General features: G+C 62.6%; 8 protein-coding genes and 1 pseudogene. 7 read left to right on the forward strand and 2 right to left on the reverse strand.

Features of this window, described 5'->3' with window-relative positions; genetic code table 11:
• Positions 1–356 precede the first annotated feature (356 nt).
• The 3 genes from ACLIVD_RS38970 to ACLIVD_RS38980 all read left to right on the forward strand — a co-directional run bounded on the left by ACLIVD_RS38970 (position 357) and on the right by ACLIVD_RS38980 (position 4,463).
• Positions 357–2,294 carry a primary-amine oxidase gene (locus ACLIVD_RS38970; protein ID WP_164063829.1) on the forward strand — a complete coding sequence of 646 codons (1,938 nt, stop codon included), beginning with the start codon at positions 357–359 and terminating at the stop codon, positions 2,292–2,294.
• 2 nt (positions 2,295–2,296) lie between these two features.
• Entirely contained in the window at positions 2,297–3,784 is a 1,488-nt protein-coding gene (eat, locus tag ACLIVD_RS38975; RefSeq protein WP_283336429.1) for an ethanolamine permease, read from the forward strand.
• A 163-nt stretch (positions 3,785–3,947) separates the two neighbouring features.
• A complete protein-coding gene (locus ACLIVD_RS38980) occupies positions 3,948–4,463 on the forward strand; it encodes a hypothetical protein (RefSeq protein ID WP_164063833.1) in 516 nt (171 codons plus the stop codon).
• A gap of 983 nt (positions 4,464–5,446) precedes the next feature.
• On the opposite strand, the gene ACLIVD_RS38985 is transcribed toward ACLIVD_RS38980, so the two are convergent.
• On the reverse strand, positions 5,447–6,379 hold the full coding sequence (locus tag ACLIVD_RS38985) for a LysR family transcriptional regulator (RefSeq protein WP_164063835.1): 933 nt from the start codon (positions 6,377–6,379) through the stop codon (positions 5,447–5,449).
• Positions 6,380–6,817: 438 nt separating this feature from the next.
• On the opposite strand from ACLIVD_RS38985, the gene ACLIVD_RS38990 reads away from it, so the two are divergent.
• Positions 6,818–7,708, forward strand: coding sequence for an APC family permease (locus ACLIVD_RS38990; protein ID WP_491933266.1), 891 nt, complete (start codon positions 6,818–6,820; stop codon positions 7,706–7,708).
• Here ACLIVD_RS38990 and ACLIVD_RS38995 read toward each other — a convergent pair.
• Positions 7,662–8,975, reverse strand: a complete 1,314-nt coding sequence (locus ACLIVD_RS38995; RefSeq protein ID WP_242324308.1) for an IS256 family transposase — start codon at positions 8,973–8,975, stop codon at positions 7,662–7,664. The genes ACLIVD_RS38990 and ACLIVD_RS38995 overlap by 47 nt on opposite strands.
• On the opposite strand from ACLIVD_RS38995, the gene ACLIVD_RS39000 reads away from it, so the two are divergent.
• From ACLIVD_RS39000 to ACLIVD_RS39010, 3 genes and pseudogenes are all read left to right on the forward strand, one after another.
• On the forward strand, positions 8,968–9,729 hold the full coding sequence (locus tag ACLIVD_RS39000) for an APC family permease (protein ID WP_491933268.1): 762 nt from the start codon (positions 8,968–8,970) through the stop codon (positions 9,727–9,729). The genes ACLIVD_RS38995 and ACLIVD_RS39000 overlap by 8 nt on opposite strands.
• Positions 9,730–9,776: 47 nt before the next feature.
• Positions 9,777–10,582 (forward strand): annotated as a pseudogene (locus tag ACLIVD_RS39005) (IS5 family transposase).
• A 720-nt stretch (positions 10,583–11,302) separates the two neighbouring features.
• Positions 11,303–12,109, forward strand: a complete 807-nt coding sequence (locus ACLIVD_RS39010; protein WP_164063856.1) for an SDR family NAD(P)-dependent oxidoreductase — start codon at positions 11,303–11,305, stop codon at positions 12,107–12,109.
• The last annotated feature ends 81 nt before the right edge of the window (positions 12,110–12,190 follow it).

Raw genomic sequence — 12,190 nt, forward strand, 5'->3', positions numbered from 1 at the left:
ATCCATTTCCGATACATGACGAGAAGGTTTCATCCATGTTAACCAGCTAGAGAATTTTCCGGCACGAAGTTCTCACCTTCGTTCTCGCCGGCGTGTGCTCCCAATCACAAAGCAGCGTTACGGTTCTTGCTGTGAACGGTTGACCGCACCCTGGCAGGTTTCTCTTCAGGGACACCTCGAAGGCGTCGGCGACCGATCACATCGCTAAGCGAAAGCCCGTGATCTACGCAGACATCTCCACCGATCGATTCATGAACCGACCCGGCCACCGTGCCACCCGGAAAATGCCCACCATCGAGGGCGCCTCTTCGTGATGTCGACGCGTGGCCGAACCATGCCCAAGGAGCGAGACACCCATGTCCATTCAGGAAATCGATCGCACGGTCGCCGCCCCGGGAACACATCCCCTCGACCCCCTCAGCCGGGACGAAATCTCGAAGGCGGTGTCGGTGCTGAAGAGCACGCAGGCGCAGGCGGACAGCTTCCGGTTCGTGCAGGTGGAGTTGAAGGAACCGTCGAAGAAGGCACTGCGGGGTGACCTCTCGCAGATTCGCCGCGAGGCCAGCGCCGTGCTGATCGACCGGTCCACTGGATACGGCTACGAGGCCACCGTCGACCTCGAGAACGAGAGCCTCGAGCGGTGGGTGGAGCTGCCGTCCGGCGCGCAGCCGCCGATCATGCTCGACGAGTTCGAGGAATGTGAGGTCAACTGCAAACGCGATCCCCGCGTCGTCGAAGCCCTGGCCAGCCGCGGGCTGACCAACCTGGACCTGGTGTGTATCGAGCCGTGGTCGGCCGGCTATTTCGGCAAGGATGACCAGGGTCGCCGCCTGATGCGCGCCCTCGTCTTTACCCGGCTCGACCCGGACGACAGCCCCTACGCGCACCCGGCCGAGGGCCTGATCATCATCTATGACCTCAACAACGGTGAGGTCGTCGAGATCGAGGACAACGGCCTCATCCCCGTTCCGCAGCAAACCGGCAACTACCTGCCCCAACAGGTCGGTCCGGCCCGCACCGACATCAAGCCCCTCGAGATCACCTCACCTCAGGGCCGCTCCTTCCGGGTCGACGGCCAGCACGTGACCTGGGGTGACTGGAGCTTCCGGGTCGGCTTCACCCCTCGTGAGGGTCTGGTGCTGCATCAGCTGATGTTCCGGGACGGCAACCGTGACCGGTCGGTGATCAACCGCGCCTCTCTGGTGGAGATGGTGGTGCCCTACGGTGACCCGTCCCCGGTGCAGCACAAGAAGAACGCCTTCGACGCCGGCGAATACAACATCGGTGCCCTGGCGAACTCCCTGGCACTCGGCTGCGACTGCCTCGGCGAAATCCAGTACTTCGACGGCATCGTCAGCGACAGCCACGGCAACCCGATGACCATCAAGAACGCGGTCTGCATGCACGAGGAAGACGACTCGATCATGTGGAAGCACTACGACTACCGGCAGGACACCGCCGAGGTCCGGCGCTCACGGAAGCTGATCATCTCCTTCATCGCCACCGTCGCCAACTACGAGTACGGCTTCTACTGGCACCTCTACCTCGACGGCACCATCGAGTTCCTGGTCAAGGCCACCGGCATCCTCTCCACCGCAGGCCAGCAGCCGGGCACCAAGTCGCTGTACGGGCAGACCCTCAACAACGATGGCCTCTACGCCCCCATCCACCAGCACATCTTCAACGTGCGTATGGACTTCGAGCTCGACGGCACCAAGAACGCGGTCTACGAGGTCGACACCGAGGTGCCCGGCACCAACCCGACACAGAGCTGCTTCTACACCGTCGACCGTCTCCTCGAACGGGAACAGGACGCCGCCCGCCTCGCCGACGCCGGCAAGCACCGATTCTGGAAGATCGTCAACCACGACCGCCGCAACATCGTCGACGAACCGGTCGCCTACCGGCTCCAGCCCACCGACGCGATCACCCTGTCCGCCACCCCCGATTCCTGGGTGGCCAAGCGAGCCGGGTTCGCCACCAACAACTTCTGGGTCACCGCCTACGACGAGACCGAGCGCTTCCCGGCAGGGGAGTACCCGAATCAGTCCCGCGGCGGCGACGGCCTTCCCGCCTACATCGCGGGCAACCGCAACATCGTCGACGAGGACATCGTGGTCTGGTACACCTTCGGCATGCACCACGTGGTGCGCCTCGAAGACTGGCCGGTCATGCCCCGCCAGCACGTCGGCTTCATCCTCCAACCCCACGGATTCTTCGACCAGAACCCCACCCTGAATCTGCCCCGCCCCGAGCGGCAGGCCGAGGGGTCGCACTGCGGATGCGAGGACTAGCCATGAGCACCGATCCGGTGGCGGCCCCCGGCCGCCACACCCACGCGGGCACCACCGGTGCCCACGCCGCGGGCGGAGTCGGCTACGACAACGTCGCCGACGACTACATGCTCCGCCGTCAGCTGCGCCGCGGCACCGCAGGACCGGTCCTGCTGATCGGACTCGGCGTCGGCTACGTCGTCGCCGGTGACTACGCCGGCTGGAATTTCGGAATCGGCCACGCCGGCTGGGGTGGCATGCTCATCGCGGTCGGACTGATGGGCCTGATGTACACCGCGATGTGCCTGGCCCTGGCCGAGATGGCCTCGATCATCCCCACGGCCGGCGGCGGCTACGGCTTCGCCCGCCGCGCGATGGGACCGTGGGGCGGCTTCCTGACCGGCACCGCCGTGCTCCTCGAATTCGTCCTCGCCCCGGCCGCGGTGGTCACGTTCATCAGCGCCTATGTCGACAGCCTCTTCGGGATCAGCGGACCCTTGGTGTATGCGGTGTTCTACATCGCCTTCATCGGTCTGCACCTGTACGGCGTCTCGCAGGTGCTCAAGCTGATGTTCGGCATCGCCATCGTCGCCGTGATCGGGTTGCTGGCCTTCTCGATCGGAATGATCCCGCATTTCGATGTCAGCAACCTCATCGACATCGCCCCCACCAATGCTGTCGGCGCCAGCAGCTTCCTTCCATTCGGCATCGTCGGAGTCTGGGCCGCCCTGCCCTACGCGATGTGGTTCTTCCTCGCGGTCGAAGGCGTCCCCCTCGCCTCCGAGGAAGCCCGCAACCCGGTGCGCGACATCCCCAAGGGACTGATCGGTGGTGTGCTGGTGCTGCTCACCCTCGCCGCGCTGCTGCTGACCCTCGGACCCGGCGGATCGGGCGCATCGACCCTGCAGGACTCCGACAACCCGTTGATCGACGCCATGGAGGCCGCCAACGGCGGCACCACCTGGCTGAGCCAGTTCGTCAACGTCATCGGCTTGGTGGGTCTGGTGTCGAGCTTCTTCACCATCACCTACGCCTACTCGCGGCAGACGTTCGCGCTCTCGCGGGCCGGCTACTTGCCCAAGGTGCTGTCGCTGACCAACGGGCGCAAGACCCCGTTCCTGGCGCTGATCGTGCCCGGGGTGATCGGATTCATTCTGTCCCTCACCAGTTCCGGGGACCTGCTCATCCTGATCTCGGTGTTCGGGGCCACCGTCTCCTACATCCTGATGATGATCTCGCACATCGTCCTGCGGATCCGGGAACCGCACCTGCACCGCCCCTACCGCACCCCCGGTGGAATGCTCACCTCCGGAATCGCCCTGGTCCTGGCCGTCGCCGCCCTGGCAGCCGGGTTCATGGTCGACCCCTCGGTGGTGTTGTACGCGGCCGCCGCGTACGCGGTGATGATCGCGTACTTCGCCTTCTACAGCCGACACCACCTCGTCGCGAAGGCACCCGAAGAAGAATTCGCCGCCCTCGAGGAGGCCGAATCCGAACTCGACAACAGATGACCGTGACCGGTTCGGTCCGCGCCCATCAGGGTGCGGGCCGGCCACACACTTCTGGCAAACCCGCCGCACTGCACCATCGCCGAAAACCTGTGCGCCCTCTTTCCGTACCCAGCTCAGGGCGCGTCCTTGCCGGGAACCACGAGTGAACCCAAGGAGAGAACTCATGGCCACCTCCGCCGCCGCCACCGTTTGGCGGCCCACCCTGCCGGTCAATCCCGTGCGGGCGACCGCCGCCGGGAAGGTCGCTGCCCTCTTGGTTCTGGCCTGCGTCGCAGCACACATTCCGGTGCTGCTCACCCACCTGCCCCACTCTCCCGGCACCAGCCTGCTGATGCTCGCCCTCTCCTGCGCCTGCCTGTTCTGCGTCGGGCATCTGTGGACCAAGCCGACCATCCGCGACTGGTCCACCACGGGGGCATTGGCAGCCGGGATGCTCGTCTTACACGCGATGATGATGGTCTCGATGACGAACACCCTCATCGGCGCGGCGAACACCGCGACCCCCGGACACCGTCACCGCTCGGCCCCCCACACCGTGGACGCCGCCCCTCCGCCGAGCGGTACGCTCGAGTTGCTGTTCTATGGTGCGAGCGCACTCGCACTGATCCAGGTTTTTCTGGCGGTCGTGATAGTCCTGCCCACCATGCTTCGGAGCCGAAGCCAGCGCACCGCCGTCTGATGACTCGTGATGCTTGATGGCTCGTGATGTCGGAGAGTGTTCCGCGCTTTTCGGAGGTAGGGATGCGGCGCAACCTTAATTCACCCTCGGGCAGCAGCCGTGCGTTGTCGGCGTCGTTGCGGTGGAATTCTCGAGTGGCGCGTGTGCGGTGCTAATCGATGTAGGGCAGACCGGGGCCGGTCGCGGCGCCGATCGGCCGGTGTGGCCGCCATCTGCCGCTGCCCGTCGCGGCGATGATTGGTGCCGAGATTTGGGCGGTCATCGCCGGGCACCGCACCGGCATTTGCGCCGCAGCACCCCCCGCGCCGTCGAATCAGGCGACTGCGCGACGACGACGCCGCGGATTACAGCACGACCATCGCTGCACAGGAGACGCCGGCGATTGACCTCGGCTCCGAGTACTACCGCACTGGGGTCGAGGCGCGTCGCCGCGCTCACGCCGCCTTGACCGACGTCCCCGACCTGGTCGAACAACGTCGAGGACCGGATCGAGCAGCTCTTGCAACGCACCCTCGACCTACTCGACGCCGAGAGCCGTGTCTGAGGTGCGTCGAAGGGGAGCGGCGAGCTGTTTGTCAAGATGTCTTGACGGTCCAGCTGGCATCGCACCGAATTATCGGTCGCAGCGGACGCGACTTGAGACGCCACCTGGGGGGATCAGCGACTCGGCCAGTAGATGGTCGAGGCCTTTCGGCATCGCTGTACGAAAAATTCTTGCTCACCGGTTCCGGCGAATCGGTGATCCCGTCCTCTAGATGAGCTTCGACGTCCGCCTACTGCGCATGAGGTGGTTCACGGGCTGTGCAGGTCGATGACGGCGGGTCGGTGCGCCGCGGCGGACGAGTGCGTCTCGTGTGGTTAGTCTAGCCGTGATCACGCGTATTCAGCAGTTCGGGAATAGCTGTGCCGGTGAGCTTTCCGGCGTGAACTGCGGCTCGAGTGGTTGCCACTGAGTCGGGTTCACTGCAAGTAAGAAGTACCCATCAGTCGGCGCTACCGCTTTCAATTCGGGCCACGAGGTCGCGGTGCTCGTCGCGGACTTTTCGCGAGACGGCTATGAATGCTTGGACCAGTGGAGTTGGTTGTCCGCGCCATCCGACACATAGCGTCGATCCCGCCACTTGACCCAGCGTTCGGTACACCAGCGACGCCCGATGTGCGAATCGGTCCATGCTGGGCACAGACACCGACAAAGTGAGACCCGCCGCTACGTTGTCCAGCTCTTCATCCATCGTTGCGGTTTCCCTGCTGATGCGGGGCAGATTGTCATCGTCGACCCCGAGATCACGCAGTGTCCAAAATGCGCGCCAACGTGCGTCGTCGGTAGCCGGTGCTGAAATTACCTGATCCTGCAAATCAGACAACAGCACCACGTTCTGCGCTGCAAGAGGGTGCGAGCTCGTCATCCCAATTGCAAGCGGTTCAGTGAACAAAACTTCAGAGTTCAGGTCGGCCAGATCGATCGGTAACCGCAAGAACGCCACATCCGTCTCTCCGGACCGCAGACCACAGGAGGGATCTGTGAGGTCGTAGCTTTCGATCCGAGGGCTGACGGACGGGTGACGAGTTCTGAACTCCGAAATAATCAACGGTGTCAGCTCCAGTGCTGACGCGGCAAAGAACCCGATGCGCAGAACACCGGACATTTTGGAATGCGCTCGGTGCGCGTCTGCCACGCCCGCGTCCAGAACTGCCAACGCCTCACGCGCTGAACGGAGAAAGGCCTTGCCAGCGTCGGTCAGTTCGACTGCTCTCGTTGTCCTTTTAAGCAGCGGTACGCCTACATCGTGTTCGAGTTCAGTGATGCTGCGACTCAAACCCTGCTGCGAAACGTACAGACTCTCTGCTGCACGGGTGAAGTGAAGGGTCTCTGCAACTGCCACGAAATGCCGTAGACGACGCGTATGAACGTCCATCGAACTCGCTCTCGGTATCTAAAACTGCAACGCCAACCATCATGGCCCCCAGGGCTCCGATTCACAACAGATCTGCGTAAATAGAGTCAAAAATTTTGTTTCCCTCACCTCAGTTTCGTGCGGCACACTCGCAGTTGGATGTGATGCGCGTCTCTGAGATCCGCCGATTCGACCGAAAGGAGCGAGTATGCAGCGAACGCTTCTGACGCTGGGACGCTCCTTGGTGAACTCCGCTGCGGGGCGATCACGTCGACGGCCATAAGTCCAAAGCCGTGAGGTCACAATCACCAGCAGACTGCAAACGAGCGGTGCGTCGACAACCGAGTCAATCGATACCCTAATCGGTCGTATTTCCAGGTTGACAGCAAGAATCTCTACTTTCATCATCTCGCACTAGACCGATCGGCGAGATCGACAACCCACGTCAGGTAGGCAGGCATGTCTCAAAAATCGTCCTCGACATCCTCTGGTTCAGTCGTCAGTACTGAGACCGGCACCGCCACGGTCCCCATGGGTAAAGGCATCGGCGTCCGAGGCGTCGTATTTTTGGTAGCTGCCGGTGCTGCCCCGCTGGCGGCAGCAGTAGCGGTGTTTCCAGTTGTCGTCAGTGCCAGCGAAAGTCCCGTGTCACCCCTGTTCTTCGTTGTCGCAGCGCTGGCTTTGGCTGTATTCGCCGTCGGCTTCACTCGAATGGCCCATGAAGTCACAGACGCCGGCGCATTCTACGACTTCATTCGTGCTGGCCTGGGCCACGTCTGCGGACGTGGGGCAGCCACACTGGCGCTGGTGTCGTATGCGCTGCTGTTCGTCGCGCTCGTCGGATATTTGGGCGCTTCCACTGCAAGTGCCATTGAGTACTTCACCGGTGCCGTGATTCCGTGGTGGGCGTGGAGCACGGTGTCGCTCTTCATCACTGGGGTGTTGGCTTACCGCGACATCGCATTGAGCACCAAGGTTCTCGGCGTTTCGTTGGTCCTCGAACTTGCGATCATGCTGGTGCTCGATTTCGTCGTGGTGTTTCGTGGTGGGCCCGAGGGAACCACCGCATCGGCCCTGAACCCACTACACTTCACCGACGGCACGCCATCGCTCGGCCTGATGTTCGCCTTCTTCGGGTTCGTGGGCTTCGAGGCCACTGTTATTTTCCGAAGCGAGGCGCGTAATCCACGTCGAACGATTCCCCGAGCGACATACGTGTCCATCGTCGCCATCGGATTGTTCTATGCATTCAGTCTTTTTGCCGTTGCAGGAGAAATCGTCAAATCCTGTGGATCGAGGTGTGTCAGGCGACCTCGGATACCGGCGTGTCCGGTGACGGTTCTGGGGTGATCTCGACAGGCCGTTCGAGGAGCTTGCCCTTGTGGAAGAGCGCACCGGCGCGCACCAACGCCACCAGGTGCGGTGCGTTCACGGCCCGCCACCGGGCTTGGGCGGCCTCGATCAGTTTGTAGGCCATCGCCATCCCCGCCGCCCGTGACCCCGGCCCCTTGGTCACCTTGGTCCGCAAACGCACTGTCGCAAAGGTCGATTCGATGGGATTAGTGGTGCGTAGATGTACCCAGTGCTCGGCCGGATACCGGAAGAACTCGAGCAGCACATCGGCGTCGTCGGTGATCTTCGCGACCGCCTTCGGGTATTTCGCACCGTAATCGATCTCGAAGGCCTTGATCGCCACCTGGGCCTTGTCGATGTCCTCGGCGAGGTAGATCTCCTTCATCGCCGCCAACGCACCAGGATGCGCGGACTTCGGCAGCGCAGCAAGAACATTCGCCTGCTTGTGGAACCAGCACCGCTGTTCCCGGGTTTCGGGGAACACCTCGCGCAGGGCCCGCCAGAACCCCAAGGCACCGTCACCGACCGCCAGCACCGGGGCCCGCATCCCACGCCGCCGGCAATCCCGCAGCAGATCCGCCCACGACTCGGTCGATTCCCGGTACCCGTCGGAGAGGGCGACGAGTTCCTTGCGGCCGTCGGCGCGGACCCCGATCATCACCAGCAAACAGAGCTTCTCCTGCTCGAGCCGCACTTTCAGGTGAATACCATCGACCCAGAGGTAGACGTAATCCGCCTGCGTGAGATCCCGCCGGGCGAAGGCCTTGGCTTCGTCCTGCCACTGAGTCGTGAGGCGGGTGATCGAGCTGGCCGACAAGCCGGCACCTGTGCCGAGGAACTGCTCCAGGGCGGGGCCGAAGTCGCTGGTCGACAGCCCGTGCAGGTACAGCAGCGGCAGTACCTCGGACACCTGCGCGGATTTGCGGGCCCATGCCGGCAGGATCGCCGAGGAGAACCGCTGACGGTCACCGGTGTCGGGGTCGATGCGCTTGTCGTTGACCCGTGGCGCCTTCACCGCCACCGCGCCGGCGGCGGTGACCACCTCGCGCTCGGCGTGGTAGCCATTGCGAACCACCAGTCGGTGACCGTTGTCGTCGATCTCACCGGCATGCCGGGCGATGTAGTCGGCGACCTCGGCCTGCAGGGCTGCGGCGAGCATCTGCCGGGCGCCGTCGCGGACGATCTCGTCGAGCAACGAGCGGCCCGCGCCGACTGCCTGGCGGGTCTCGTTGGAGTCGTCGTCGTGGTCCACTATCGTGAGCACGGGCGTGCCTTCCCGCCAGCGTTGGCGCGCTGGACTTGATCAGAATCCTGTTCGTGTACAGATCATCATCCGGGAAGGTGCGCCCTCCCGGGATCCACAGGTTTCGATCATTCCTCCCGTTGCAGTAGGTACCGGCCCCAACAGTCTCGTCGCGAAAGCAATCGAGAACCCTCAGACCCTGGTCACCGAACTGGCATGGACGTTCCTAGGCGTCTTCGGACAGGACGCCGTTCAGATACTTGTTCTGGTAAGTCTCTTCGGTTGCTTTCTGACCTTCCACAACGTACTCGCCCGGTTCACCTTCAACTTCGGGGCGGCGGGTCTGCTTCCCTCGGCATTGGGTCGGGCCCATCCCCGTCATCACGCACCGTCGCGGGCATCGCTGGCAGTCACCGCTTACTGCCTCCTCGCCATCGCAGGATCCGTCATGCTGGGATTGGATCCAGTGCTCGATCTGTACACGTGGTTCTCCGGCGCAGCCACTCTGGGAATTATCGTGTTGATGGCTTTGACCTCGTTGGCGGTCATCGTGTTCTTCCGCGGACACGAACGAGGATCCTGGCTGACGACGTTCATTGCGCCGACTGTGTCGCTCGTGGCGTTCGGGGCACTGGTATTTTTGGTAGTGAAGAATTTTCCGTTGCTGGTCGGCGGTTACGGCGTAGCAGTGGCGCTGATCGCGGTGCTGGCAATCGCATTGGCGGGTGGAGCAGCAAGCAGCTTTGTCAGCAGGTCGTCGGCGAGAAATCTTTAGAGCGTGTCTCATGTGGATGAAGTGACTTGTGGTGCATTATGTGACGCGTGGTAGATGAGCTGTCTCTGCGGTTGGTGCCGGATGCGTTGTGGGAGATCGTCGAGCCGTTGATTCCGCGCTTCGCCGCCCGCCCGCAGGGAGGTGGGAGCGCGCCGGTCGACGATCGTGCGATCTTCACCGCGATCGTGTTCGTGCTGACAAGCGGGTGCGCGTGGCGGCACCTTCCGCCGTCGTTCGGGGTGACCGTCCCTACCGCGCACCGCCGGTTCACTACCTGGGCGGCGGCCGGGGTGTTCGAAAAACTGCATCGCGAGGTGCTTGACCGGCTCGGCGGCGCCGACGAACTCGACTGGTCGGCAGCGATCCTGGACGCGGCAAGCGTCCGGGCGAAAAAGGGGGCTCGCTGACCGGACCCAGTCCGGTCGATCAAGGCAAAAAGGGATCGAAGATCCACGTCCTATCCGATCCAAACGGAATCCCGCTGGTCGTCGACGTTTCCGGAGCGAATACCCACGACAGCACCCTGCTGCAACCGATGGTCGGCGCGATCCCTCCGGTGAAGTCCCGGCGTGGTCCGCGCCGCAGGCCCGGAAAACTCCGCGCCGACAAGGGCTACGACTACGACGTCCACCGTCGGTGGCTGCGCGCCCAAGGCATCGTCCCGCGCATCGCCTGACGCGGGATCGACAGGAACGATCGGCTCGGGCGATACAGGTGGAAGATCGAACGCACGATCGCCTGGCTCACCGGTTACCGTCGCCTGACCATCCGCTACAAACGCCACGGCGAACACTTCGCCGGATTCCTCCATCTCGCCGCCGCACTCACCTGCTTCAAGAAACTCTCCACATGAGACAAACTCTTAGTGCCCTGTCCTGGGACTCTCGACTTGCTAGAGCCCCAAACGGCGCGCAGAGATCCGGGCAGTCGACGTCAACCCCGTCCTTGCTCCGCAACTAATAGACAGTCTTGGTGTCCGAGTCGCAGACGGCTAATGCCCTCCGCCCACAAGATTGTCGCAAAACCACACAACCTCACCAGACCTCGACGATCCGCCGATGTTGCGGCAAGCAATCGGGTCGTAGCGTCTCACTTCCACGCCAACCGACGCGCCAAAGTGCGTATGAGACACAGATCGATCGTCTCGTTCCGTACCGTCCCAACTCGCGGTGCTAGGAGACGACTATTTCCGACGCGCTGTGCACCGTAGGGAAATCGGCCTCGTTACTTCGATATCGACTTGGCGACCGAGGCCACTCTCACTCAACGGTGGGGGTCATGACAGCTCCCGCACTGGACGTCCAGTTGAAATGTGCGAGACCTGCCCCACGGACATCCGATCAAACAATCCACAACAGAAGTGCGTAAATCTGAATGGACTCGTTGTTTCTCTCGTCGGTAAAACTTCGGCAGAATCAGAGGCGACAACAGATGTGATGTGGACCTCTCGAAGGGTCTCGCGGCCGGGGAACCACACAGCAACCTCTGAGACTCTCCTCGCACACTCGCGCTTGCATGCCGTCTTCAGCTCGCCGCTTGGTGAGTGGCGCCGTTCTACAGAAAGAGAAACACCATGGCCGGCCAGTTAGAGAACAGAAGTATCGTCATCACGGGGGTCGCCGATCCTCAGGGCATCGGCTTCGGGAGCGCCCGGGTGCTGGCGCAGAAAGGTGCATTGCTGACTCTGGTGGACATCTCCGAGCAGGTCCACGAGCGACGAGATGATCTAGAGCGGGAGGGGTTCGACGTCCGATCCCACACCGTGGATCTGACGAATCACTCGGATGTCGTCGACCTGATCGACCAGGTAGTGAAAGACGCCAGTGTCATCGACGGCCTGGTGAATCTCGCAGGAATCGCAGCGCGGGCAAAGAAGGGTGACGATGTCGATTTCGAGGTGCCGATACTTGCCACGACTTCGATCGAATCATGGGAGCGCACTCTCGCCATTAATCTCACCACTCAATTCAATTGTGTGCGGGCTGTTTTACCGCACATGATTGAAACGAGGTACGGCCGCATCGTCAACTTCTCCTCTGTGACCGGTCCTGTTGGCGCGATCGCTGGGTTGGGCGCCTACGCCGCAGCCAAAGCGGGTGTTGTCGGTCTCACCAAGTCCATCGCACTGGAGAACGGCCAGTTCGGAATCACTGCGAACGCGATCGCGCCCGGATACGTCAACACCGCAGCGTTGACGCCCGGAATGCATATCGGTGGCGAAAACACCCCACTCAGGCGAAGCGGTGAACCCCGTGAAATTGGTGCTCTCGTTGGCTTTCTCGCATCGGAAGAGTCTTCGTACGTGACGGGTCAACTCATCACCATCGATGGTGGAAACATGATTCAGGAATACAAGGGCCCGGGTGAACTGGTTCTCTAATTGGCCGACCGGCACCAACCCAATCCATGCAGTCGAGCAACTACCGTTCTCACCGCTCGCCGATTCGCACCGCAGCAGTCG

Source organism: Rhodococcus sp. G6(2025) (assembly GCF_058628105.1).

Excerpts from the sequence above, each read along its gene's own strand:
- ACLIVD_RS38985 (WP_164063835.1), bottom strand. The coding sequence starts at position 6,379 with ATGGACGTTCATACGCGTCGTCTACGGCATTTCGTGGCAGTTGCAGAG.
- ACLIVD_RS38980 (WP_164063833.1), top strand. The coding sequence starts at position 3,948 with ATGGCCACCTCCGCCGCCGCCACCGTTTGGCGGCCCACCCTGCCGGTC.
- ACLIVD_RS38990 (WP_491933266.1), top strand. The coding sequence starts at position 6,818 with ATGTCTCAAAAATCGTCCTCGACATCCTCTGGTTCAGTCGTCAGTACT.
- eat (WP_283336429.1), top strand. The coding sequence starts at position 2,297 with ATGAGCACCGATCCGGTGGCGGCCCCCGGCCGCCACACCCACGCGGGC.
- ACLIVD_RS39010 (WP_164063856.1), top strand. The coding sequence starts at position 11,303 with ATGGCCGGCCAGTTAGAGAACAGAAGTATCGTCATCACGGGGGTCGCC.
- ACLIVD_RS38970 (WP_164063829.1), top strand. The coding sequence starts at position 357 with ATGTCCATTCAGGAAATCGATCGCACGGTCGCCGCCCCGGGAACACAT.